The 24,532-nt window shown below is 52.3% G+C and carries 26 protein-coding genes and 1 tRNA gene; 11 read left to right on the top strand and 16 right to left on the bottom strand.

The window, feature by feature from the left end; all coding sequences use genetic code 11:
* The first annotated feature begins 126 nt into the window (after positions 1 to 126).
* A tRNA-Ser gene (locus IB214_RS16505) sits at positions 127 to 214 on the top strand.
* Positions 215 to 351: 137 nt separating this feature from the next.
* Here IB214_RS16505 and rlmC read toward each other — a convergent pair.
* The 10 genes from rlmC to IB214_RS16555 all read right to left on the bottom strand — a co-directional run bounded on the left by rlmC (position 352) and on the right by IB214_RS16555 (position 9,211).
* Complete coding sequence (gene rlmC, locus IB214_RS16510; RefSeq protein ID WP_117341701.1) at positions 352 to 1,479, bottom strand: 23S rRNA (uracil(747)-C(5))-methyltransferase RlmC; 1,128 nt, start codon at positions 1,477 to 1,479, stop codon at positions 352 to 354.
* 40 nt (positions 1,480 to 1,519) lie between these two features.
* Positions 1,520 to 2,029 (bottom strand): YbjO family protein, encoded by a 510-nt coding sequence (locus IB214_RS16515; protein WP_096757704.1) that lies wholly within the window; start codon positions 2,027 to 2,029, stop codon positions 1,520 to 1,522.
* A gap of 36 nt (positions 2,030 to 2,065) precedes the next feature.
* Positions 2,066 to 2,911, bottom strand: coding sequence for a putrescine ABC transporter permease PotI (gene potI, locus IB214_RS16520; RefSeq protein ID WP_096757705.1), 846 nt, complete (start codon positions 2,909 to 2,911; stop codon positions 2,066 to 2,068).
* A complete protein-coding gene (gene potH / locus IB214_RS16525) occupies positions 2,908 to 3,861 on the bottom strand; it encodes a putrescine ABC transporter permease PotH (protein ID WP_115258957.1) in 954 nt (317 codons plus the stop codon). Before potH ends, potI begins: the two co-directional genes overlap by 4 nt.
* 9 nt (positions 3,862 to 3,870) lie before the next feature.
* A complete protein-coding gene (gene potG / locus IB214_RS16530) occupies positions 3,871 to 5,004 on the bottom strand; it encodes a putrescine ABC transporter ATP-binding subunit PotG (protein ID WP_096757707.1) in 1,134 nt (377 codons plus the stop codon).
* A 137-nt stretch (positions 5,005 to 5,141) separates the two neighbouring features.
* Positions 5,142 to 6,254 carry a spermidine/putrescine ABC transporter substrate-binding protein PotF gene (gene potF / locus IB214_RS16535; RefSeq protein ID WP_096757708.1) on the bottom strand — a complete coding sequence of 371 codons (1,113 nt, stop codon included), beginning with the start codon at positions 6,252 to 6,254 and terminating at the stop codon, positions 5,142 to 5,144.
* Between the two features lie 431 nt (positions 6,255 to 6,685).
* Complete coding sequence (locus IB214_RS16540; RefSeq protein WP_096757709.1) at positions 6,686 to 7,162, bottom strand: YbjN domain-containing protein; 477 nt, start codon at positions 7,160 to 7,162, stop codon at positions 6,686 to 6,688.
* Positions 7,163 to 7,252: 90 nt separating this feature from the next.
* Complete coding sequence (gene rimK / locus IB214_RS16545) at positions 7,253 to 8,155, bottom strand: 30S ribosomal protein S6--L-glutamate ligase (protein ID WP_117341700.1); 903 nt, start codon at positions 8,153 to 8,155, stop codon at positions 7,253 to 7,255.
* Between the two features lie 59 nt (positions 8,156 to 8,214).
* Positions 8,215 to 8,937 (bottom strand): nitroreductase NfsA, encoded by a 723-nt coding sequence (gene nfsA / locus IB214_RS16550; RefSeq protein WP_115258961.1) that lies wholly within the window; start codon positions 8,935 to 8,937, stop codon positions 8,215 to 8,217.
* Positions 8,921 to 9,211 (bottom strand): DUF1418 family protein, encoded by a 291-nt coding sequence (locus IB214_RS16555; protein WP_096757712.1) that lies wholly within the window; start codon positions 9,209 to 9,211, stop codon positions 8,921 to 8,923. Before IB214_RS16555 ends, nfsA begins: the two co-directional genes overlap by 17 nt.
* A gap of 172 nt (positions 9,212 to 9,383) precedes the next feature.
* On the opposite strand from IB214_RS16555, the gene IB214_RS16560 reads away from it, so the two are divergent.
* Positions 9,384 to 9,647, top strand: a complete 264-nt coding sequence (locus IB214_RS16560; protein WP_096757713.1) for a GrxA family glutaredoxin — start codon at positions 9,384 to 9,386, stop codon at positions 9,645 to 9,647.
* Between the two features lie 34 nt (positions 9,648 to 9,681).
* Here the strand turns inward: IB214_RS16560 and IB214_RS16565 are convergent, their stop codons facing one another.
* On the bottom strand, positions 9,682 to 10,062 hold the full coding sequence (locus IB214_RS16565; RefSeq protein WP_096759440.1) for an inner membrane protein YbjM: 381 nt from the start codon (positions 10,060 to 10,062) through the stop codon (positions 9,682 to 9,684).
* Between the two features lie 267 nt (positions 10,063 to 10,329).
* On the opposite strand from IB214_RS16565, the gene IB214_RS16570 reads away from it, so the two are divergent.
* Both IB214_RS16570 and IB214_RS16575 read left to right on the top strand, forming a co-directional pair.
* A complete protein-coding gene (locus tag IB214_RS16570) occupies positions 10,330 to 12,015 on the top strand; it encodes an aspartate:alanine antiporter (protein WP_115258963.1) in 1,686 nt (561 codons plus the stop codon).
* A 250-nt stretch (positions 12,016 to 12,265) separates the two neighbouring features.
* Complete coding sequence (locus tag IB214_RS16575; RefSeq protein WP_117341697.1) at positions 12,266 to 13,063, top strand: SDR family oxidoreductase; 798 nt, start codon at positions 12,266 to 12,268, stop codon at positions 13,061 to 13,063.
* Between the two features lie 15 nt (positions 13,064 to 13,078).
* Here IB214_RS16575 and IB214_RS16580 read toward each other — a convergent pair whose 3' ends face one another.
* Positions 13,079 to 13,621 carry a TetR/AcrR family transcriptional regulator gene (locus tag IB214_RS16580; protein WP_117341696.1) on the bottom strand — a complete coding sequence of 181 codons (543 nt, stop codon included), beginning with the start codon at positions 13,619 to 13,621 and terminating at the stop codon, positions 13,079 to 13,081.
* 85 nt (positions 13,622 to 13,706) lie between these two features.
* Here IB214_RS16580 and IB214_RS16585 point away from each other — a divergent pair, with 85 nt between their 5' ends.
* The 3 genes from IB214_RS16585 (at position 13,707) to IB214_RS16595 (ending at position 16,120) form a co-directional block, all read left to right on the top strand.
* On the top strand, positions 13,707 to 14,915 hold the full coding sequence (locus tag IB214_RS16585; protein ID WP_096757718.1) for an MFS transporter: 1,209 nt from the start codon (positions 13,707 to 13,709) through the stop codon (positions 14,913 to 14,915).
* Complete coding sequence (locus IB214_RS16590) at positions 14,915 to 15,730, top strand: Cof-type HAD-IIB family hydrolase (RefSeq protein ID WP_117341695.1); 816 nt, start codon at positions 14,915 to 14,917, stop codon at positions 15,728 to 15,730. Before IB214_RS16585 ends, IB214_RS16590 begins: the two co-directional genes overlap by 1 nt.
* 102 nt (positions 15,731 to 15,832) lie before the next feature.
* A complete protein-coding gene (locus IB214_RS16595; RefSeq protein WP_117341694.1) occupies positions 15,833 to 16,120 on the top strand; it encodes a hypothetical protein in 288 nt (95 codons plus the stop codon).
* 497 nt (positions 16,121 to 16,617) lie between these two features.
* On the opposite strand, the gene IB214_RS16600 is transcribed toward IB214_RS16595, so the two are convergent.
* A complete protein-coding gene (locus IB214_RS16600) occupies positions 16,618 to 17,850 on the bottom strand; it encodes an MFS transporter (protein ID WP_096757721.1) in 1,233 nt (410 codons plus the stop codon).
* A 297-nt stretch (positions 17,851 to 18,147) separates the two neighbouring features.
* Here IB214_RS16600 and ybjG point away from each other — a divergent pair, with 297 nt between their 5' ends.
* Both ybjG and deoR read left to right on the top strand, forming a co-directional pair.
* On the top strand, positions 18,148 to 18,756 hold the full coding sequence (gene ybjG / locus IB214_RS16605; protein WP_115258968.1) for an undecaprenyl-diphosphate phosphatase: 609 nt from the start codon (positions 18,148 to 18,150) through the stop codon (positions 18,754 to 18,756).
* 66 nt (positions 18,757 to 18,822) lie between these two features.
* Positions 18,823 to 19,581 carry a DNA-binding transcriptional repressor DeoR gene (deoR, locus tag IB214_RS16610; RefSeq protein WP_115258969.1) on the top strand — a complete coding sequence of 253 codons (759 nt, stop codon included), beginning with the start codon at positions 18,823 to 18,825 and terminating at the stop codon, positions 19,579 to 19,581.
* A gap of 45 nt (positions 19,582 to 19,626) precedes the next feature.
* Here the strand turns inward: deoR and dacC are convergent, their stop codons facing one another.
* Positions 19,627 to 20,829, bottom strand: a complete 1,203-nt coding sequence (gene dacC / locus IB214_RS16615) for a serine-type D-Ala-D-Ala carboxypeptidase (protein WP_115259972.1) — start codon at positions 20,827 to 20,829, stop codon at positions 19,627 to 19,629.
* Positions 20,830 to 21,147: 318 nt separating this feature from the next.
* Between dacC and IB214_RS16620 the strand changes: the two genes are divergently transcribed.
* Positions 21,148 to 21,774: a glutathione S-transferase family protein gene (locus tag IB214_RS16620; RefSeq protein ID WP_117341693.1), complete on the top strand. Its 627-nt coding sequence runs from the start codon at positions 21,148 to 21,150 to the stop codon at positions 21,772 to 21,774.
* A gap of 16 nt (positions 21,775 to 21,790) precedes the next feature.
* Here IB214_RS16620 and IB214_RS16625 read toward each other — a convergent pair whose 3' ends face one another.
* Together IB214_RS16625 and bssR are read right to left on the bottom strand one after the other, a co-directional pair.
* Complete coding sequence (locus IB214_RS16625) at positions 21,791 to 22,903, bottom strand: PQQ-dependent sugar dehydrogenase (protein WP_117341692.1); 1,113 nt, start codon at positions 22,901 to 22,903, stop codon at positions 21,791 to 21,793.
* A gap of 102 nt (positions 22,904 to 23,005) precedes the next feature.
* On the bottom strand, positions 23,006 to 23,392 hold the full coding sequence (gene bssR, locus IB214_RS16630) for a biofilm formation regulator BssR (RefSeq protein ID WP_096757726.1): 387 nt from the start codon (positions 23,390 to 23,392) through the stop codon (positions 23,006 to 23,008).
* A 207-nt stretch (positions 23,393 to 23,599) separates the two neighbouring features.
* On the opposite strand from bssR, the gene IB214_RS16635 reads away from it, so the two are divergent.
* A complete protein-coding gene (locus IB214_RS16635) occupies positions 23,600 to 24,526 on the top strand; it encodes a LysR family transcriptional regulator (protein ID WP_096757727.1) in 927 nt (308 codons plus the stop codon).
* Positions 24,527 to 24,532: the final 6 nt, after the last annotated feature.

A 24,532-nucleotide genomic window follows, 5' to 3' on the forward strand; every position in this document is an offset into this window, starting at 1 on the left:
GGCGCAGAATATGTCTATTGCGTAACCAAACGAGAGTGAAGACGTAAATTCTGCTTGACCGTTTTAGCGCAACTCCCTATAGTAGCGCCCCGTTGCCCCCCAAGCGGTCAGGCAGCAATACAATACGGTGAGGTGTCCGAGTGGCTGAAGGAGCACGCCTGGAAAGTGTGTATACGGCAACGTATCGAGGGTTCGAACCCCTCTCTCACCGCCACATTTGAGAAAGAGCTCGTACGCAAGTACGGGCTTTTTTTTCGTCTATTGCATTTACCGAATGCGGCCAACAACCCGCATCCATCCATAGACCTGACAAGCGAAGCGTCATCAGGCATTCCCTGCGAAGAAAAGAAACTATTGTCGGCTGAGCAGCGTCAATACTTCATAGTGCGCGGTGTGTGGGAACATATCGAAAAGTTGAACCCGTTCTATGCGATAGCCTGGCAGCCCGCCAATATCCTTCGCCATGCTTTGCGCATTACAGCTGGAGTAGATGATAAACGGCGGTGCCATGTGGGAAAGATAATCACACAGGGGTTTACCAATGCCCCGACGCGGCGGGTTCACCAGCACCAGATCCGGAACGTCTTCCTGTGCCGTCGCGAATTGGGTCGAATCGAGCGCTTGAAAGTGCAGATTCTGTAACCCCAACGTCTGCGCAGATTGTTTCGCACAGGCGATCGCCTCTGGTGCGATCTCGATACCCGTCAGTTTCATCTGCGGCGTAGCGCAATGCAGGCCAAAACCGCCAACACCACAAAACAGATCCCACATATGGTTGACCGAAAGCTGACGCACCCAATCGCGAGCCGTGGCATACAAACGCTCAGCCACTACCGGGTTGGTTTGAAAGAAACTCTGCGGGCGGATCCACAGCGGTACATCATTAAAACGTTCAGCCAGCGCCTGCTGCTCCGTCAGGAAGATTTCTGTCTCCCCTTCCATAATCGCCATATGCACCGGCTGGATATTGACCGTTATCACCTTTAACTGCGGTAACTGCGCCTGCAGCCACGGCAACGCCGCGCGCAGTTGGCTCAGCTTGGCCTCTGAGCGTAAGACAAAACGCAGCATCATACCGCCGTCAAACTGGCTTTCCGTTAACAGCACATATTTCAGTTCGCCCCGCTTACGCGCTACGTTGTAAGGCGTCAACCCGGCACGGGCGATAAAGGGTTTTAGTGCGGCAAATACCGGCGCAAATGAGGCAGGATAAAGCGGACAGTCGCACAAATCTTCAGGTGTACCGTCACGATGCAGCATGCCCAACAGCGGTTTTTCCACGCTACCGCTCACCACCATTTTGGCTTTATTACGAAAAGCGCTCTCCGGGCCAACGACGGGCGCGCACCACTCCCCGACCGAATAGTCGGCAAGAAGAGTCTGGAGATCGGCCATTTTTGCACGGAGTTGATCGCCAACGGGCTGTGTTATCCACTGACAGGAACGACAGCGATCGGCGTCATAAAGAGCGCACTGCATAAGAAAACCTTCAAATTAACCGGGGCGAAGATTATACACATTATTGCAGACGGAAGAACCGTCGACTGGATGCCGGAACAAACAGCAACAACAGCACCAGCATATCCGGTAATTTCTGCATCACCAGCGTGCGAAAAATTTCACGCTTCGATTCACCCGCAATACTGAACAGCTCGGGGTAACCATAACCTAACGATGCCGCCCACAAATAACCGGAGGCCACCACCTGGGTAAACAGATAAATCCAGCGCGCCCAGTTACGTCCTTTGACCAATGAAAAGGCACAGTAAATTTCGATAAACACCAGTATCAGACTGCTTAAAAACACCAGCGTTAAATTCCAGGTCTGCACGCTACGCTGGATAAATGCCATTGTCCCGCTCACACCCAACGTATTGAAAATCATCAACAGATCGAGGCCGCGGATCATAATAATAGCGAGCGCCGCCACCTGCACTAAAGCAGGAACGTTTAAGCGAGCATGTGATGTGGATGATTTCTTAAAAAATCCCAACGCGTCGTCTTCCGTGAAAACGGTGCAGCGCCACATGCTGCACCGAGTAGAGGTTGGCAGATTTTAGTTTTTTCAGCCGCGTCTTGCACGCTGGATATCGCGCAACCGCTGCTTTTCTGTCCGGGCCATCAGGTACCACGCGATAAATCCGATAATTCCTACCACGCCAAGAATCAGCGTCGCCAGCGCGTTAATTTCTGGATTAACCCCCATACGTACGCTGGAGAACACCAGCATCGGCAACGTCGTCGCCCCAGGACCGGAAACAAAGCTGGCGATCACCAGATCGTCAAGCGACAGGGTGAAAGCCAACAGCCAGCCGGAAATCACCGCCGGCATAATCATCGGCAGCGTGATGACAAAGAAGACCTTCAGCGGCGTGGCGCCAAGATCCATCGCCGCTTCTTCGATGGAGTGATCCAGTTCGCGCAAACGCGAGGAGATAACAACCGCCACATACGCCGTACAGAAAGTGACGTGCGCCAGCCAGATGGTTAACATCCCGCGATCTGCCGGCCAGCCAATAGCATGCGCCATGGCGACAAACAGCAACAACAGCGACAGGCCGGTGATGACATCCGGCATAACCAGCGGCGCTGTTATCATAAAGGCAAAGCCATTCGAACCCCGGAAACGACCAAAGCGCACCAGCACCACCGCAGCAATCGTGCCGAGGATCGACGCCATCGTCGCCGCACAGGCAGCAATGGTCAAACTCATCCCAACAGCGCTTATCATGGCAGTATCGTGGAGCAATTCACCGTACCAGCGCGTCGACCACCCTGCCCAGACCGTCACCAGTTTGGAGCTGTTAAACGAATAGATAACCAGCATCAGCATCGGCGCGTACAGGAAAGTGAACCCTATGACCAGGATAAAAATACGCCACGGTGAGCGAACGACGGGTAAATTATTCATCCGTGTTCCCCCACACTTTTTTGCTGATATTTATGGAACCACATGATCGGCACAATCAATAACAGCAGCATAATAATGGCCACAGCCGACGCCACCGGCCAGTCACGGTTATTGAAAAACTCCTGCCACAACACACGGCCAATCATAATGCTGTCCGGCCCGCCCAGCAGTTCAGGGATCACAAACTCCCCGACCGCCGGGATAAACACCAGCATTGAGCCTGCGATGATCCCGCCTTTGGTCAACGGCACGATCACGCTAAAGAACGTTTTCAGCGGTCGGGCCCCAAGATCCAGCGCCGCTTCCACCAGCGAATAGTCGATACGTGTCAACGCGGTGTAGATCGGCAGTACCATAAACGGCAAATATGCATAAACAATCCCGATATAGACCGCCAGATTGGTGTGCAGGATCGTCAGCGGCTGATCGATAACTCCCAGCCACATCAGAAAATTATTCAGGATCCCGTTATTTTTCAGGATCCCCATCCAGGCATACACGCGAATCAAAAACGAGGTCCAGGAAGGCAGGATCACCAGCAACAGCAGAATATTCCGCGTTGACGGTTTGCTGTGTGCCACAGCCCATGCCAGTGGATATCCCAGTAGCAAACAGCAGATCGTCGAAATCCCCGCCACCTGCAACGACTGCAGGTAAGCATCAACATACAGCGGGTCAGCCGTCAGTTGCAGGAAGTTGCCAACATTAAGCGTGATGGAGAGCTGGTCGTCTGCCCATGAGATGAGGTCAGAATACGGGGGTATCGCCCGCGCCATCTCAGAAAAAGAGATCTTAAAAACGATTAAAAATGGCAGCAAAAACAGCAGAATCAGCCAGATATACGGCAGCGCAATCACCACCTTGCGCCCATGCTTCATCTGCATCCGCGACATAAACAGCGTGAAACGGCTCGCGTTGTCCACGCGCGCCGGAGGTTCAAGTGTACGCATTTTCACTCCTTAAACCGTCAACACTACGCAACTGTCCGCATCCCAACACAAACGCACCTCATCGCCCCAGGTCGGTAGCCCCTTACGGTAGCGATGTTCGTTTTGTAGCTGAGCACTCAACATCTGGCCGCTTTTTAAACGTACGTGGTACACCGACAAATCACCGAGATAGGCAATGTGAACCACTTCCCCCACCGCAAAGTTATAGCCATCCGCCGGTGGAGTCTCACAGAGCATAATTTTTTCCGGACGCAGCGCGACGTACACCGGGACGTTATCAACGATGGAGGCATCAGCATCGACTTTCAGCGGATGGACCAGCCCCGGAGAGTCAATGATCAGGCCGTCTTCCTGACGCGCTTTCAGTAGCCCCTCGAACACGTTTACCGAGCCAATAAATTCCGCGCTATAGCGGGTGGTCGGGTGCTCGTAAATCTCTTCAGGTTCGCCGATTTGCACGAACTTGCCGCGATTCATGATCGCAATACGCCCCGCCATCGTCATGGCTTCTTCCTGATCGTGCGTTACCATCACACAGGTCGCACCCACACGTTCGAGGATATCGACCACTTCCAGTTGCATGCGGTCACGTAGCTTTTTATCCAGCGCCCCCATCGGTTCGTCCAGCAGCAGCAGTTTAGGACGTTTTGCCAGGCTGCGCGCCAGTGCCACACGCTGTCGCTGACCGCCGGAAAGCTGATGCGGTTTGCGTTTGGCAAATTCCTGCATATGCACCAGGCCCAGCATCTCGTTGACCCGGCTGGTAATTTCAGCTTTCGGCAACTTGTCCTGCTTCAGGCCAAAGGCAATGTTCTGCTCCACCGTCATATGTGGGAACAGCGCGTAGGACTGAAACATCATATTAATCGGGCGCAGATACGGCGGGACGTGTGCTAAATCGACACCATCGAGCATAATTTGCCCGGTGGTCGGCAGTTCAAAGCCCGCCAGCATGCGCAGCAGAGTTGATTTGCCGCAGCCGGAGGCCCCTAGCAGGGCAAATATTTCGCCTTTGTAGATAGTCAGGCTGACGTCATCGACGGCGTGCTGGCCATCGAAAGACTTGGTCAGATTACGAATTTCAAGCAGCGGGGTTAGCGCTTTGCGGGTCTTCGCCTGTGGGCGGGGGGTCGCATCATTCACGTGAGTGCTCTCCGGCATAAAACAAAGAAACAGTGCAAATAACGCACCAGCATGGTGCGTATTGCCGGGTTATGAGTGTTCAGGGTTCGGGTGTCCCGGCGGACTTACGCGCCGCCGGGTCATCTCCCTGACGCGGGTTATTTCCCGCTTTTCACCTTGGTCCAGGCACGAGTACGGACACGATCGATCTTCGGATCCTGTACTTTCAGAGTGAACAACTTAGCTCGCACATCGGCCGGCGGGTAAATCCCCGGATTGTCACGAACTTCAGGGCTGACCAACGCCGTCGCCTCTTTGTTCGCGTTGGCGTAGAACACGTGGTCGGAAATATGGGCAATCACATCCGGACGCAGCAGATAGTTGAGGAACTGATACGCTTCGTCTTTATTTTTAGCATCCGCAGGCATGGCGAAAACATCGAAGAACGCCATCGCCCCTTCTTTTGGAATTGAGAAGGAAATATTGACGCCATTTTTCGCTTCTTTCGCGCGATTAGCGGCCTGCCATACGTCCCCTGCCCAACCAATTGCCACGCAGCTATCACCGTTTGCCAGATCGTTAATGTATTGAGAAGAGTGGAAATAACGAATATTCGGACGCAGCTTCAACAGCAGATCGGTTGCCGGTCCGGTGTAATCGTCCGCTTTGGTACTGTTGGGGTCTTTACCCAAGTAATTCAGCACGGTGGCAAACACTTCTTCGGGGGCATCAAGGAACGAGACGCCGCAGCTTTTGAGTTTTTCCAAATTTTCCGGCTTCAGGATCAGATCCCAACTGTCGACCGGCGCATCCGCGCCCAGCACCGCCTTCACTTTATCCACGTTGTAGCCAATACCGGTGGTTGCCCACATATACGGCATCGCAAACTTGTTGTCTGGATCGTGTTTCGCCACCAGCTTCAGCAATTCGGGATCGAGGTTTTTCCAGTCTGGCAGTTTACTTTTGTCCAGCGGTTGGAAAACACCCGCAGTAAGCTGACGCTCAAGGAAGCTGGCGGAAGGAACGACAAGGTCAAAGCCAGTGCTACCCGCCATGAGCTTACCTTCCAGTACTTCATTGGAGTCGAACACATCATAAACCACTTTAATGCCGGTCTCTTTTTCAAAATTAGCCACCGTGTCGGGGGCGATATAATCAGACCAGTTATAAATATGCAGCGTTTTTTGTTCAGCAGCGAGCGTGCCGGCAGAGAGGGATATCAGAGCACCCGCAACCAGGCCTGATAACCATTTTTTATTTAAGGCGGTCATAATCTCTTTCCTTCTGAAAGTTCGTTAACAAACGAACAAAAAATTCACACTCTATGATATGCAAGAAACGTGCATATTCTTTCATTCAGCACAAATAAGAAAAGAGGCTTCCCCTGTGCCGCTATGGCTCGCTAATAATCGCGGAATCATTCAACATGCATTGCGGTCGCATGCAGCCCATAAAGGGTTCATTGAAGGATGACGTTTATAAGCCTCGCCAGAATAACTTTAGCCAGGATTCGAGGATATAGCCCAGTTAAAAAAACGTCTTTTATCAATTTTTTATGCAGGATTTATCTATGACATAAGGCAGAAGGCGTGGAAGTTAGGTGAATAATTCTTTAATAAAAGGTTAAATGCAGAATAAAAATAGGGTAATACGCAACCGCTCTGGCAGCGGCTGCGCTTTTGGCATCATTGCTCAGGAAATATTAATGGAGGAAATGGGTCTCAGTACCGCTGTTTTGCACATCTTCTTCAGCGTTAAATAACAGTTGATGCGCCCCGGCTTCAAGGATCACCATGGATATCTGCTCTTCGCTCTGGCGAACAAAACATTCGAACTGCTCAAACGTGACGCCCGGCACAACGTATAAAGACTGGCAAACCACCAGCTTTGGCAGATTATCATCCTGCATGTCCAGAAAGGCTTTCACCGTCAGCGAACTGGCATTAATGGATGACAGATCGGCGGCCAACGGCAGCAACGCCGATGGCCTGACTTCCGCCATCGCAGAGAACAGAATGACGTTATCCACCAAATCAATTTTCGCATCAAAGATGCCGTCAAAGTTTTGCATATGAGGTAAATGCAGCGCCTGACAGGTATCGCATTCAAAAAAACTCATGCCCAGGTCGTCGAGCCATTGACGCAACGTATCCAGAGTGGGAACGACCAGTGATGTCATAATAATGTGCGACCTCTTTCGATGAAAAAATTACCGGCACAGCTTACGCAAAAAGACCGCGTCATACCACGATCGCCATCGATATTGCGTTCAGCCGCCGATTTTAAGACAAAATTCCGGAGTTGCATGACGTTCGATCCACTTGATCATCCGTCCGGCAATATCAACCCCCGTGGTTTTCTCCACGCCTTCAAGCCCCGGAGAAGCGTTAACTTCCATGACCAGCGGCCCGCGGTCTGCGCGCAAAATATCAACGCCAGCCACATCCAGGCCCATGGTTCGGGCAGCTTTTATCGCGATGTCCCTTTCACGCGTCGTAATATTGGCAATACTGGCCACGCCACCGCGATGGAGATTAGAACGAAAATCGCCCTCTTTAGCCCGACGCTCAATAGCGGCCACCACCTCGTCCCCTACGACAAAACAGCGAATATCCCGCCCTTTGGCCTCTTTAATATATTCCTGCACCAGAATATGTGCGTTCAGTCCTCGAAATGCATCCACGACGCTCTCCGCGGCCTGACGCGTTTCGGCCAGCACCACACCGATACCCTGCGTGCCTTCTACCAGCTTCACCACCAACGGTGCGCCGCCGACCATATCAATCATGTCGCTGGTATCGTCCGGTGAGTGCGCGATTCCGGTAATCGGGAGATCGATTCCCTGACGTGCCAGCAGTTGCAATGAGCGCAGCTTATCGCGCGCACGGGTGATCGCCACCGACTCATTCAACGGATAACTCCCTAACATCTCGAACTGGCGCAACGCCGCCGTACCGTAAAAGGTAATCGCCGAGCCGATTCGTGGGATGACCGCATCAAAATGAGGGAGCTGGCGGCCCTTGTAATGAATCGAAGACGCCGCCGGACTAATGTTCATATAACAGGAAAGGGGATCGATAATTTCAACCAGGTGACCGCGCTGCATCGCCGCTTCACGCAGGCGCTTACAAGAATAGAGCGTTCCGTCCCGGGACAAAATGGCAATTTTCACCCTGCACCTCTCTGAAAGACCTGCTAAAAGCCGGCGTATCATACACCGGGTTAAAATCTTTAGCGCGTAGCCCATCCCTGTTTGTGCAAATATTCCAGAATAAAGGGGCGATTTTCTTTGATGATGGTGCGGCGAATATGATCGCTCCAGGTATCACGACGCGTGTTGCTGCCACGGGTCAGATAATACTGCGCAAGCTGTTCATCATAGTGAGCCAGGGCGTCCTTATCGAGCGGCTGGTATTGATTTTCATGCACCACAATGGCCGCAGGCAGCCGTGGCTTGATATCGGGATTATCTGCAGGCCAACCGAGACACAGACCAAACAGCGGCAGAACATGCTGCGGCAGTTTCAGTAACTCAGTTACCGATGCGATATTGTTGCGCAATCCGCCAATATATACACCGCCAAGCCCCAGCGATTCTGCAGCCGTCAGCGCATTTTGCGCCATCATCGCCGTATCAACCACGCCAAGCAGCAGTTGTTCTGCCAGTCCCAGCTGTGCGTCAGGGCAAATCTGTAAATGACGGTTAAAATCGGCGCAGAACACCCAGAATTCGGCAGCCTTCGCCACGTGCGGCTGCCCACCCGACAACGTCACCAGCGACTCTCGCAGGGCCTTATCCGTCACCCGAATAATCGTGCTGCACTGTAAAAAACTGGAGCTCGAGGTGCCTTGCGCGGCAGCTATAATCGCCTCGCGCTGCGCATCCGAAATCGACGCCTCGGTAAAATGACGAATAGAACGGTGGCTGCGAAGTAAATCAATGGTTGGAGTCATCTCTTTTTTCTCTGGCTGAACGGGAAGATACGCTGGATGTTCGCGACATCAGCTGCGGCGCCAACAGTTGCGCAATGCGCCACATTAAAAACACAGCGGCGGGAAGCATCAACAAAACCCCCAGAAAAATCATCACCACACAGGCCAATGGACTGTTAAGCGGCGCGGGTAAGGTGAGATAATCGTTAAGCGACAATAGCGCCAGCGCTAACGACACCATACCGATCGTTTCCAGAATCAATATGCTTTTAGGTAACACACCCACAGTGCGCATACGTGGCCTCCCGGCGAAGTGGCTCGTAGTATAAAACGTTCCGAGTTCTCATGTTTAACAGATATAGCGTAGATGTATCAAAGCAACAGGCCGAACCTACTTTCCATCCGACATAAATCGCGGCATCATACAGTCATTCGCCATCTGGCCTGATAAGTTCGAGGAGAGTGAGATGTTTGCTGTTATTTTTGGTCGCCCAGGGTGCCCGTATTGCGTGCGCGCAAAAGAATTGGCAGAAAAATTAAGCAATGAGCATGAAGATTTTAACTTCCGCTACATTGATATTCATGCTGAAGGGATCTCAAAAGCCGATCTGGAAAAGACGGTTGGTAAGCCGGTAGAGACCGTACCGCAGATTTTTGTCGATCAGAAACACATCGGCGGCTGCACGGATTTCGAAGCATGGGCAAAAGAGAATGTGAATCTGTTCGCCTGATTGCCGTCTCTACGCCCTCCACTGGAGGGCGTAATCAGTGTTTTTTCCGCTGCTGATGCTGATTAAATAGGCTACTGATAAACAGAAAACACAATGCGCCAAGCGCGCACCAAAACACCGCACTAAACAACCATGCAAGCTCTTGCCACAGCGAACGCGTAGGCATAAACACAAATCGCATCAATAACAAACAACACGGTGCCGCCAGCATTGCACCGAGAAGAGGTCTAAGCACCTCACGACGATGGGAAAAAAAGCTGGCCGCTGCTCCTGGCAATATAAAAAACAACAACCCAACCTCAGGATGCCCAGCCGCCTTAAATGCTCCTTTCACGTTCAGCGTCAATGAAAGACACACCACAATAAAAAGCACAAAGCAGCAGATCGCACCCGCCCAACCTTGCCTATGTTTCAATCGTTCCTCCTGACACTCTCTATCGAACACTCTTTTCGCCCAAAGGCGTCCAGTCAGATAAAGTCGTTCGGCATTCCATGCCAAAAACGCACTCACACGATTCTTATAGCCGTTGAAACGTAATGAGATTAAACTAGCCGCATATATCGTCATGCTGCTTTATTTGGGGCTGTGTACGATGCTGTCGCCCCTTAATTTCTGGCAAAAACATTAGCGTAAATTGCCATTTCTTTCAATAGCTTACTAGTAAACAAGAAGTTAGTCTCCGTGAATATAAACGTCGCAGATTTGTTAAATGGGAATTACATCCTGTTATTATTTGTGGTCCTGGCGCTGGGGCTGTGTCTGGGGAAATTACGCCTGGGTACAGTCCAACTCGGTAATTCCATTGGCGTTTTAGTAGTCTCCCTATTATTAGGCCAGCAGCACTTTAGTATTAACACTGATGCTTTAAATCTCGGCTTTATGCTGTTTATTTTTTGCGTCGGCGTCGAAGCTGGTCCCAACTTTTTTTCGATTTTTTTTCGCGATGGGAAAAATTACCTAATGCTTGCTCTGGTCATGGTCGGCAGCGCAATGCTGATCGCCCTGGGACTGGGTAGGCTATTTGGCTGGGACATCGGCCTGACAGCTGGCATGCTGGCAGGTTCAATGACCTCCACGCCGGTGCTGGTCGGCGCGGGTGACACATTGCGCCATTCAGGGATGACAGGAACACAGCTGTCAACGGCTCTTGATAACCTGAGCCTCGGTTACGCACTGACTTATCTGATCGGACTGGTCAGCCTGATTGTCGGCGCACGCTACCTGCCAAAACTGCAGCATCAGGATTTGCAAACCAGCGCCCAACAAATCGCCCGTGAACGTGGCCTCGACACCGACGCCAACCGTAAGGTCTATCTGCCTGTGATCCGCGCCTATCGTGTCGGTCCGGAATTGGTTGCCTGGGCTGATGGTAAAAATCTGCGTGAGCTGGGTATCTATCGCCAGACCGGTTGTTATATCGAGCGTATCCGTCGCAACGGCATTCTGGCTAACCCGGACGGCGACGCTGTATTGCAGATGGGCGATGAAATTGCCTTAGTGGGCTACCCGGATGCACATGCCCGCCTCGACCCCAGTTTCCGTAACGGCAAAGAAGTGTTCGATCGCGACCTGCTCGATATGCGCATCGTCACCGAAGAGATTGTGGTGAAAAACCACAATGCCGTCGGTCGTCGTCTGGCGCAGTTAAAACTGACCGATCACGGCTGCTTCCTTAACCGCGTGATCCGTAGCCAGATTGAAATGCCGATTGATGACAACGTCGTGCTCAATAAAGGTGATGTGTTGCAGGTCAGCGGCGATGCCCGCCGCGTAAAGACCATTGCAGACCGTATCGGCTTTATTTCAATACACAGCCAGGTCACCGACCTGCTGGCCTTCTGCGCTTTCTTTATCATCGGCCTGATGATTGGGATGATCACCTTCCAGTTCAGTAATTTCAGCTTTGGCATCGGAAACGCAGCTGGCCTGCTGTTTGCCGGTATTATGCTTGGCTTCCTGCGCGCCAACCACCCGACGTTTGGCTACATCCCACAGGGTGCGCTGAACATGGTGAAAGAGTTTGGCCTGATGGTCTTTATGGCGGGCGTCGGCTTAAGCGCAGGCAGCGGTATTGGCAACGGCCTCGGTGCAGTCGGCGGACAAATGCTGGTTGCGGGCCTGATTGTCAGCCTGGTGCCGGTGGTTATCTGTTTCCTGTTCGGCGCTTACGTATTGCGCATGAACCGCGCCCTGCTGTTTGGCGCCATGATGGGCGCACGAACCTGTGCACCGGCGATGGAAATCATCAGCGACACCGCGCGCAGCAACATCCCTGCTTTAGGTTATGCAGGCACCTATGCTATTGCCAACGTCTTGCTGACGCTGGCGGGGACACTGATCGTCATCGTCTGGCCTGGCCTCGGTTAAAATTTACCCTTTTATGAAATTTTTTTGCAGATAAGCAGAACTTTTCTTCAAGGTGTCAGTCATAACTATTGCCACTGCTTTTCTTTGATGTCCCCAATTTGTGGAGCCCATCAACCCCGCCGTTTTGGTTCAAGGTTGATGGGGTATTTGTTGCCTGAAATTTCCATCCCTTCCTATCCCTTCGACCAATTTGCATCATGCCGGTTATGGCACATACTTTTACACGGTGCTTTTGGTGATGGGGTGCGCAATGTTACTTGCAGGCAAAGTCGCGGTGATTTTCGGGGGCAGCGGTGCAATAGGGTGTGCGGTTGCGCAGGTGATGGCACGCGAAGGGGCACATGTGTTCCTGGGTGCACGTAGCCAGCAAAATCTCGATCAGGCAGCGAGCCACATTCGCGCGTCGGGTGGCTCGGCCGACACCTTTATCATCGATGTGCTCGACGAGCAGTCGACAGCTGAGCAGGTTATGCACCTTGTTCAGAACACCGGGGGGATTGACGTGGTGGTCAACGCCACCGGCTTTATGCACGATCAGGGTAAACAAATTGACGCATTATCCCTGGCGGAGTTTATGCGCGGCATCATCCCTTTTCTCACCGCACAATTCACGATCTCTAAAGCTGTCTCGCCACATATGGGCGGTGAGCGAGCAGGAACAATTATCACCGTTGTTGCCCCGGCGGCGTCCATGACGATACAGGGACATCTGGGGCACATCGTTGGCTGCGCGGGAATCGAGGCATTTATTAAAGCGCTCGCTAGTGAGCTTGGCCCACAGAATATTCGCGTCCTTGGCGTGCGATCGCATGCCATTGTTGATGCAGTGCAAGCAGGGTCTTATACCGGAGAAATATTCGCCGCAAAAGCGCAGTCAATGGGGTTAACCGTCGAGCAATGGCTTGGTGGAGCCGCACAAAGTACGATGCTTAAGCGTCTGCCAACGCTGGCACAAATCGCCGAGGTCACAACGTTTCTGGCATCAAACCACGCCAGGGCGATGACCGCGACGGTAGTAAATGTCACCGGGGGCGCAACCGTCAGTTGATAAGCTGTGTCAGTACTACGACAGCCCGGCGATGCGCTCAACCATCACCAGGATATCGTCTCGCTGCAGCGGTTTTTTATCGGTCACAAAATGCAGCGTCATGCCTTCAATAAAGGCATCCAGCGCACGGGCCGTGGCGGGGTCAAACCACTGCTCTAAGGTTTGTTGACTGCGTTGCATCCAGTTTTGCATCACCGTTTTCAACGCCGGTTTACGGCTGGCGAACGCGTACAACTGGTACATAATCTCCATGTTATCCGGTGTGGTGACCTGCGAACTGTAAATCATCTCGGTAATGGCATGACAGGCCTGTGGCGCATCCATCACGTCCATAAAAAATGCCTGATATTGCCGCGACATAGTTTCGGTAAAATGACCGAATGCCTCCATCAGAAGCTCATCGATTCCCGAAAAATAATAGGTCATTGAACCCAACGGCACCTGCGCAATCGTTGCAATCTTACGATGCGTAACTGCATGACTACCATAAGTTATTACTGCGTCCAGCGTAGCCTGAACTATTTTTTCCCGCCGTTGTGGATCGTTCGCGCGTCGCACCGCATTTCCTCTTCTTGCATTTGTGTACAAATGTACACAACCTTGCTAATGTTGTCTCCTTTCCTCATTTCTTTGGCTCGAATTCATGACTGGCATCTCATCACGCAAAGCCTTAAGACGCCGAACCTGGGCGCTGTTTATGTTTTTCTTTTTACCAGGATTATTAATGGCTTCCTGGGCAACGCGTACCCCAGCCATCAGAGATATCCTCTCCGTTTCTACCGCTGAAATGGGGGCAGTATTATTTGGACTCTCTATTGGTTCGATGAGTGGCATTCTTTGTTCGGCCTGGCTAGTGAAACGATTTGGCACGCGGAAGGTGATCCGCACCACCATGTCATGTGCGGTTGTTGGTATGGCGATCCTTAGCGTGGCGCTATGGCTACATTCCGCCTGGCTATTTGCGTTTGGGCTGGGGGTTTTTGGTGCCAGCTTTGGTGCCGCAGAGGTTGCCATTAACGTCGAAGGTGCGGCGGTTGAGCGTGAGATGAACAAAACCGTGCTGCCGATGATGCATGGTTTTTATAGCCTCGGCACCCTGGCAGGCGCAGGCGTCGGGATGGTGCTCACCGCCTTTAGCGTTCCCGCCAATGCGCATATTCTGCTGGCGGCACTGGTGGCTATTGCGCCAATATTTATCGCCATCAAAGCGATTCCTGACGGCACCGGTAAAAATGCCGCTGACGGTTCTCACTCAGCCGAAAAAGGGCTGCCCTTTTACCGCGATATCCAGCTGCTGCTCATCGGCGTCGTGGTACTGGCGATGGCATTTGCCGAGGGTTCCGCCAATGACTGGCTTCCGCTCCTGATGGTAGACGGACACGGATTTAGCCCGACCTCAGGCTCCTTGATTTATGCCGGGTTTACGCTGGGCATGACCGTCGGACGGTTTACCGGCGGCTGGTTTATCGATCGCTACAGCCGCGTCGCGGTCGTACGTGCCAGTGCGTTAATGGGCGCGCTGGGTATTAGCCTGATTATCTTTGTCGACAGTTCGTGGGTCGCAGGTGTGTCCGTTATCCTGTGGGGACTCGGCGCGTCGCTGGGCTTCCCGTTGACCATTTCAGCCGCCAGCGATACCGGCCCCGATGCACCAACCCGCGTGAGCGTTGTAGCAACCACCGGCTATCTGGCCTTCCTGGTCGGGCCGCCGCTGCTGGGTTATCTGGGTGAACACTATGGCCTGCGCAGCGCCATGCTGGTGGTGCTGGCGCTGGTGCTGGTTGCGGCCATCGTCGCGAAGGCTGTCGCCAAACCAGACGTTAAAAATACCCCTGTGACGGAGAACAGCTAATGGCTATTAAGTTAATTGCAGTCGACATGGACGGCACCTTTTTAAGTGACCAAAAGACCTACAACCGTGAACGGTTTATGGCGCAGTACCGTCAGATGCAAGCTCAGGGGATCCGCTTTGTGGTCGCCAGCGGTAACCAGTACTACCAACTGATCTCTTTTTTCCCCGAGCTGGCCGAGGAAATCTCCTTTGTGGCGGAAAACGGCGGTTGGGTCGTTAGCGAAGGGGAAGATGTGTTTAACGGCGAGCTGGCTAAAGACGATTTTCAGACCATCGTGGATCATCTGCTAACGCGCACCGACATTGACATTATTGCCTGCGGAAAAAACAGCGCCTACACCCTGAAGCACTACAGCGACGAGCTAAAATCCGTCGCCGCCATGTACTACCACCGCCTCGAATTTGTTGATAATTTCAACAACATCAACGATGTATTTTTCAAATTCGGGCTGAATATCTCTGAAAAACAGATCCCACAGGTTCAGTCTGCACTGCATGACGCGATTGGCGACATTATGGTTCCAGTGCATACCGGCTACGGCAGCATCGATTTAATTATCCCTGGCGTACATAAAGCAAACGGTCTGCGTCTGCTGCAACAGCGCTGGAATATTCGCGATGAGGAAGTCCTGGCGTTTGGTGATGGCGGTAATGATATTGAGATGCTGCGTCAGGCGGGATTCAGTTTTGCGATGGCTAATGCCAACGATACCGTGGCCCGTGCGGCAAAATATCGTGCGGGGTCGAATAACGAAGAAGGCGTACTGGATATTATCGACCGGGTGCTAAAAAACGACGCACCGTTTACGCAATAACATCTCAGCACAGACGGCAACAAAAGAATGGCATGATCTCTTCATAATCCGCGTCACATTAACCCGCTGGATAAATATCTCCAGTGAATATTTTCAGGTGATCTGATGATGAAGAAAAGTGTACTAATAGCGGCAATATTGCTGGGGTTTGCGGGAACTGCACTGGCGCAAAGCGTCACCGTTGATGTACCAAGCGGTTATAAAGTTGTCGTGGTTCCTTCTTCCGTGAGCGTTCCCCAGGCGGTCAGCATGACCACCGCGCCACAAACGGTTTATGTTGCTCCGGCTCCTGCGCCGGCACCCGTTTATCGTGTACATCCTTATGCACGGCATGTCGCCAGCGTAGGCGAAGGGATGGTTATTGAGCATCAGATTGACGATCACCACTAAGTTCGCGTAAAGCCCGGGCAGCCGTCAACGCCTCATCGATTTTCAGCCGGACCAGGGTGTCGCTTCAGCTCTCTGGCTTTCAGCTATATCCGTTTTGCTGTTCAGAGATATTCAAGTAAAAGCGCAGGTAGTCAGGTGTGGGCTGGTCCGGCTGAAAATTGCCGACGTGTTTCCGCAAGGCCGGGAGAACCCGCAGGGATGCGGGTTCAGGGCGCGTTTTGCAGGGACGCTACCTCGCGCCCGGCCCGATAGCCTCGAGGAATAAGCGGAGGGGATTGCGAAGCAACAATTTTCCTGCCGGGAGCCGGGATTGTAAAGGGCGTGGCGAAGAACGCCCTTTACACGTTCACAGGAATCAGTGCCTCAGAGAAACGATGAACATGAGGTGAACGGAACCCTTTCTCTGAGAGAGCATATTCATCCCCCCCGCCGCCAACACATGTTGATGCTTTCTGATACCGAGACGTTAACTGAACGGTATTACGGATAGCCGGGCTTTATCCTTCCCGTGAATCCCCTACCCGCTTATCTTTCAGGAAAATAAACATCAGCGCCAGCCACAGTATCCCGCTGGCCAGATTAAACAGGCTAAACAGGCCGTTACCGCCGAGTAAATAAGCATGTTTGCTCAGCTCAATACCAACGGTAAAAATCAGCATCTGCAGCATGCCCATCGCGGCGGAAACCGTCCCTTTGCTCATGTCGCTGGCAAACAGCGTCAGGCGTACCAGCCCGGCATTCGCCACGCCAATCCCAAACGCATAAACACTCAGCCCTGCCGTCATCCACAAATAGGCATGGGAAGAAACCACCGTGGCCGCCGCGGCAATAATCAGCCCCACGGCGATTGGCCAGCCGCCCATAATAATCAGCGACCGTACCGTGCGTCGTGCGGTCAGGCGCGCCAGCACGAGGTTACCGGCGATCAGCGCACCAAAAATCGGCACCTGTAGCAGACCATATTCATAGCTGCTCAGCTGTTCACCGCTAATAATGATAATCGGGGATTGAGCGATCCACGCCAGCAACGGCAGACTGACAAAGCCCAACGCCAGGGCACCGGCGACAAAACGCACGTTCTTCAGCACCAGCTTGTAGTCTTTGCCCAGCTCTTTAATCGACAGCGTTTCACCGAGTCGGGTCGCGGTTTCAGGCATCGCGCGCTGCAGGCCAACAAAGGCGATGGCGGCCAGTACCGCAAACAGCACAAACATCCCTTCCCACGGCAGCACGTGCACCCAGGCCGCGCCGACCAGCGGGCCCAGCAACGGGGCAATCAGCGCCACGTTCGCCATCAGGGCGGTAATTTTAATGCATACCGCCTCTTCAAAGGATTCCTGAATCGCGGCATAGCCCACCGCGCCAATAAAGCACAGGCTAATGCCCTGCAAAAAGCGCAGGAAAGTGAATTGTTCAATGTTCTGCGCAAACAGCGTCGCAAGGCAGGTAACAATGAACCACACCACACCGGTTAACATCACCGGCCGACGACCAATACGATCCGACAGCGGTCCTAATAACCACTGCAAAAACATGCCGCCTGCCAGGTAAGCGGTCATGGAGGTGGGAACCCAGTCTAATCCGGCCTGATATTGCTCCACCACCGCCAGCATACCGGGCTGGATCATATCGTTGCCGATATACGTAGAGAATTCGTAAAGCACCAGACAGAGTGGGAAAAGTAATGCCTGACGCCCCAGTCGGGCGCCTGAAGATAAACGGTTGTGCATGCAGTCTCTTAACCAATGAAAAAACGCGCAAAGTGTAATAAATGCGCCGGACTGGTGATAGTGAATTATGTGATTTGGCCGCAAAATGCGCACATTTTTACACTCAGTTTCACAATGCTCTTTTGCTTTAAGGTTAATTTAAGTTGAACCCGTTATCATGCTCTATAGACGTCATTAATTATCTTAAAAATAGTCATTTAGCTGACAAATAAGACAACACCGCTTTTTATCCCGCTAAAGCGAACTTATGCTCTGCCTGATGGGACTCTTTTAACTACTGTCGTGAATCTGGATGTTATGCTGGAAAATCTGAACAACTCGCTATTTTACCTGATCAACGCCACGCCGGACTCTGCGCAATGGGCGATCGCGTTTGCCATCTTTATTGCTAAAGATCTGATCAGCATCGTGCCGTTGTTAGCTGTAATCCTGTGGCTTTGGGGCCCGCGCGACCACGTGACGACTCAGCGCAAACTGGTGATCAAAATGGCGCTGGCAATAATTGTCAGCCTGGTCATTTCATGGCTGATAGGACATCTGTTCCCACACGATCGCCCGTTTGTTAACCACATCGGCTACAACTTCCTGCACCATGCACCTGATGACTCTTTCCCAAGCGATCACGGCACCGTTATTTTCACCTTTGCACTGGCCTTTATATTCTGGCATCGCCTGTGGTCTGGCGCCCTGTTTATGGCGATTGCCGTGGCGATCGCCTGGTCACGGGTGTACCTCGGCGTACACTGGCCGCTGGATATGCTGGGTGGGTTCCTGGCAGCGTTAATCGGCTGCCTGAGCGCCCAGATGATCTGGCAACGGTTCGGCACCTCGCTGTATTCCGCGTTGCAGGCCTGCTATCGCACCTGCTTCGCCCTGCCGATCCGTAAAGGCTGGGTGCGTGACTAATCCACGGTAAAAAGAGTAGTATTAAGCGCGCGATATGAAACGCTTATTCTACTCACCAGGGGAACTATGGAAACACGACGCGACGAGCGTATTGGTCAATTGCTGCAGGCGCTGAAACGCAGCGATAAATTACACCTTAAAGAAGCCGCGACGCTACTTGGCGTATCTGAGATGACCATCCGTCGCGACCTGAATAATAACGATGCCCCGGTCGTGTTGCTGGGGGGATATATTGTTCTGGAACCCCGTAGCGCCAGCCACTACTTAATCAGCGACCAAAAGTCCCGGCTGGTGGATGAGAAACGTCGCGCGGCCCAACAAGCTGCGAGCCTCGTTCAAGCTCATCAGACGATCTTTTTTGACTGCGGCACCACCACGCCGTGGATCATTGAAGCTATTGATAACGATCTGCCTTTCACCGCGATTTGCTACTCGCTGAATACCTTTCTGGTACTCCAGGAAAAACCGCTGTGTCGAGTCATCCTATGTGGCGGTGAATTCCACGCCAGCAACGCTATTTTCAAACCTCTCGATTTCCAGGAAACGCTGAATAACTTGTGCCCGGATATCGCGTTTTATTCTGCGGCTGGCGTACACATTGACAAAGGTGCAACCTGTTTTAACCTGGAAGAACTACCGGTGAAGCATTGGGCGATGTCGATGGCGCAGTATCATGTACTGGTGGTGGATCACAGCAAGTTTGGTAAGGTGCGTCCCGCGCGGATGGGTAATCTGAAACGCTTTGATAGCATCATTAGCGATACCCGTCCTGACGATGAGTTTGTTGATTACGCAAAAGCGCAGCACATTAAACTGGTGTACTGAAATGACATTGCCGGACGCACAAACGCTGTCCGGCAATAACAGTGATTAAGAGAACCAGCCACCAAACCACTGGTGGAATTTCATCATCACAAAGTCCCACATCCGGCTAAAGAAACCGCCCTCTTCAACGGCCTCCATCACCATCAGCGGACGCTGTTCAATGGATTTCCCGTTCAGCTGGAAGTCGATCGTCCCGACAACCTGGCCTTTCTTCAGTGGCGCGGTTAATTGCGGTTCGGTCAGTGTAAAGCTGGCTTTCAGATTTTTAAGCTGACCGCGCGGAATAGTCACCGAACCGGCTTCGCCTGCGCCCAGGTTAACTTCACTCTTATCGCCGAACCAGACGCGCTGGGTCACAAAGGTGGCATCCGGTTTAATCGGCGTGACCGTTTCAAAGAAGCGGAAGCCCCACGTCAGCAGCTTCTCTGACTCATTGAATCGAATACGGTCGGTTTTCGCTCCCAGCACTACCGAGATCAGGCGCATATCGCCCTGGGTGGCGGAAGCCACCAGGTTATAACCCGCGCCCGTAGTGGTGCCCGTTTTCATCCCGTCCACGTTCAGGTTGGTGCTCCACAGCAGGCGGTTGCGGTTCGGTTGGCGAATTTTATTAAAGGTAAACTCTTTTTCTTTATGAATGGCGTACTCTTCCGGCACATCGTGGATGAGTGCTTTACCGAGCAAGGCCATGTCGCGCGCGGTACTGAACTGCCCCGGCGCATCCAAACCATGCACCGTCTGGAAGGTGGTATTCGTCAGCCCCAGCTTTTGCGCATAGCCGTTCATCAAACCAATAAAGGATTCCTGGCTGCCAGCCACGTAATCTGCCAGTGCGATACATGCATCATTACCCGACTGAATAATAATGCCTTTGTTCAGATCGGAGACCGCTACCTGATCGCCGGGTTTCAGGAACATCACTGAAGACCCACGCAGAGCCGGGTTGCCCGTCGCCCAGGCATCTTTTCCTACGGTAACCATGTCGTTCAGGTTAATTTTCCCGGCCTTCAGCGCCTGGCCAACCACATAGCTGGTCATGATCTTGGTCAGACTGGCTGGATCCAATTTCTCATCAGCATTGCCCTCCGCCAGCACCTTGCCGCTGGCGTAATCCATTAAGATCCACGCGCGCGCATCCACGCTCGGCGGCGCGGTGGGTTGCTCTACCGCCTGTGCGGTCGGTGCCAAAAGGAATAACAGCGCTGAACCTGCGGCGAAACTGCGAAGGGAAGAGAAGTATTGCGTCATAAATGCCACCCGAGTATCCATTCCAAAAAACCACGTCATAACACACCATGTTTACACAAACTGCATCGGCCAAACCCGCGCAGAAGCGGCCTGATGGATGACGTGTAAAATAAGTGCGGTGAGTAATAACGCACTAACGAGCTTAAAGAAACCGTAAGTTGGTAAAGTTTTTAAAGTTTATGCAATAACACTGCGCTGCGCCGCTTTCATCACGATTTTTTTACGTGTTGTTGCGTAAATATTAGGTTTACCCCACCATGTAACGGGTTTAATACCGAATGCAGCCATCAAGCTGCTCAATGATTACGCGGGGTTACTATGATTACACTGTGGGGTCGCAATAACTCGACCAACGTGAAAAAAGTGTTGTGGACGCTCGAAGAACTGGAACTGCCGTATAACCAAATACTGGCGGGCGGGCAGCACGGTATCAACCGAGATGCTGACTACCTGGCGATGAATCCAAACGGTCTGGTCCCCCTGCTACGCGATGATGAAACCGACGTTTTACTGTGGGAATCCAATACCATCGTCCGCTATCTGGCCGCCCAATACGGGCAAAAACGGCTGTGGATCGATGCCCCGGCAAAACGTGCAGAAGGCGAAAAATGGATGGACTGGGCTAACCAGACGCTAAGCCCTGCTCATCGGGTCATCTTATTTGGTCTGGTCAGAACACCGGCAGAACAACGCGACCAGGCGGCCATTGACGCAGGCGCGAAGGTTTGCGACAACCTGTTTGCCATGCTCGACAACGCGCTGGCCGACCAACAGTGGTTCTCCGGGGACGAGTTTGGTACCGGCGATATCGCCATCGCCCCGTTTATCTACAACCTGTTTAACGTTGGCCTGAGCTGGACCGAACGTCCTCACCTTGAGCGTTGGTACCAGCAGCTTACCGAACGTCCAGCGTTCCAAAAAGCGGTGATGATCCCGGTCAGCTGATGCTGCAGCGCTGCGGCTACCGGGGGCTCACCTTCAGTAGTTGCCCGTCGGACTCGTCGGTTAACACATACAAATAACCGTCTGGTCCGACACGCACATCGCGGATCCGCTGTCCTCTTTCGCGTAAAATACGCTCGTCCTCAGTAACCTGATTCCCGTTAACGCTTAAAACGATCACATCCTGGTCTTTTAACGCGCCAATAAACACCTTCTGCCGCCACTGCGCAAAGGTATCGCTATTGTAAAAAGCCATCCCGCTGACCGCCGGCGACTTTTCCCAGTAGAAAACAGGCTGTTCCGTACCCTCAACAATTCCACCTTTAGCCTCAGGTATTTTTAAACCGCTGTAGTTCATCCCCCAGGTCGCTAACGGCCAGCCGTAGTTTTTGCCTTTCTCGGGGATATTAATTTCGTCGCCACCGCGCGGGCCATGTTCGTTGAGCCACAGCGTGTCACTCCAGGGATTCATCGCCATCCCCTGTGGATTACGGATGCCATAGGACCAAATCTCAGGTCGAGCACCGGCCTGGTTCACAAATGGATTATCCGGCGGAATGCTGCCCTCATCGGTCAGTCGCACCACCTTACCCTGCAGCTTGTCCAGATCCTGAGCGGTAGCGCGCTGGTTATTTTCACCCAGACCAATAAACAGGTGGCCTTTACCGTCAAACACCATGCGGCCACCAAAATGGTTACCGGTTGAAAGTTTTGGCATCTGGCGAAAAACCGTCTGGAACGCCTGCAGATGTTTGAGATCGTCGCTCAGTCGTCCATAACCGACTGCCGTACCGGCCTTACCCTCATGGTCGGCTTCAGCAAAGCTGAGCCAAACCCGCCGGGAACGTTCAAAATCCGGGGCGAGCACCACATCGAGTAACCCCCCCTGACCGTGCGCCCAAACCTTTGGTACCCCGGTTAGCGGATCGGAAAGTCCTTCCCCCGCCTGCCATAGTCGCAACTGCCCACCCCGCAGCGTGAGTAATATGCCGCGGTTGTCAGGTAAAAAGGCCAAGGACCAGGGGTGATCAAGTTTGGTTTGCAGCACCTCAACCTTCAGCGCAGACGGTTCAGCACTGGCGTGAGGGGCAAACAGTAACAGTGGGGCCGCACAGAGAAAGAGTCGCCGCATAACACCTCCTTAATGGCTCTGCATAAAGCGTAGCCAGCAAGGGGCAATTTCCCGCAACTTTTACACAATCTTAACGAAAAGGGGGAGCGCCCTCCCCCGGATTCAGACATGTTCCAGCGTTGAGTACATTTGCAAACACTGGATACTCAGCGTCAGCGTTGTCAGGCAGTTTTCCAGTTTCTCTGCGTTAACGGCGATAAAGGTCGGACAATCGTGATGTCCGCTCATCAGACAAACAGCCGCGGCGGCTAACGCGCCTTCAGCACGGCGCAGGGCATTCCACTCTTCCTGGTCAAGATGCATACCGTGGAGCTGTGATTGGTCATCATGCAGTTCGCGATTCAGTGCAAAAAAATTATCACGCAGACGATCGCTCTCACTCACTGACATATAGCCTTTCGCTTTCCTCAACAACAGATAAGCGGCGAGATCGATACGGGCGTTTATCAACTTGTTGAGAAGATCGGTTCTCAGTCTGTCAACGACCATACTTTGTTCCTCCTCTTTCCAACCATGGTGCAACTTAATAGTATGGTCGTTTTTTGAACAAATTGATGCTCCACGTCAATAAACCCTAATTGATTAACATTATTTACAATGTTACAACGCACAGAGAAACCGTCTGTTTCTGACGTAGCGATAATTTTTTGCTATACCTGATGGGGTTACTGTCGCGACACGGATGATGAGGGGTCTATGTCAAAAGCAAATGATGCCGAGAAGATACGCACGCTATCAAAGATAGACCTGAATCTGCTCACCATTTTCTGTTTAATTTATAGCGTAGGGAGCATTACCCGCGTCGCCGATATGCTGAATATTTCTCCCTCGGCTGTCAGTCAGTCGTTAAAAAAACTGCGCGAACTGATGGGAGATAATCTTTTTGTCCGCAGCGGCAATGCGTTATTACCAACCGTCTATTCCGACGAGCTTTACGACAATGCAATCCCGATTATTGATAAACTGTCGCTGCTAATGCCACATACTTCCCCGGCATCCAGAAAAAGGCTCACGCTGTATACGGAATCGTTTATTTCACCGATCGTTATTCCCGACGTCACGGAAAAAATAATCAGCAATAACGCGGATATCAGTCTCCTGCATCTTACCGCTGATTTAAATGAGCAGAGTATTATCGAACTGCTCACGATGCGGCAGGCTGATGTTGTTTTTTCTACCTTTTCCGTGGAATCAGGCAGTATTTCCTGTCAAAAAATATGTGATATGCGGCTGGTACTGGCAGCGTCACAAAATAATACGTTGTATGGTCATTCGATCAGTGAGGAAATGTTTAGAAGTGCCAATCTGGTGGGTTACAACACTAAAAACGAGAAAATAATTTATCACCGCAGCATCGTGGATAAAAAATTCAGAACCGGGGATCGCTGCCTGCTAACCTCTTCTTTTACCGCGATCCTCACGATTGTCGCGAATACCCAATGTTTAGGGGTGATCCCGGAAAAAGTCTTCGCCACGCATGCGCCACTTTATGGCCTGAAAAAAATCAATACGCCGTTCCCGTTACCGCAATTCAGTATTTTTGCCTCATCGCGCAAAGAAACCAATACCCATAAGCTCCTGGCGCCAATTCTCGCCGATTTACAAGCATCCTCCCTGTTCTGAAAACCA

The sequence above is a fragment of the Citrobacter sp. C1 genome (assembly GCF_014596895.2).
In the GTDB taxonomy this organism is placed as follows: domain Bacteria; phylum Pseudomonadota; class Gammaproteobacteria; order Enterobacterales; family Enterobacteriaceae; genus Citrobacter; species Citrobacter gillenii.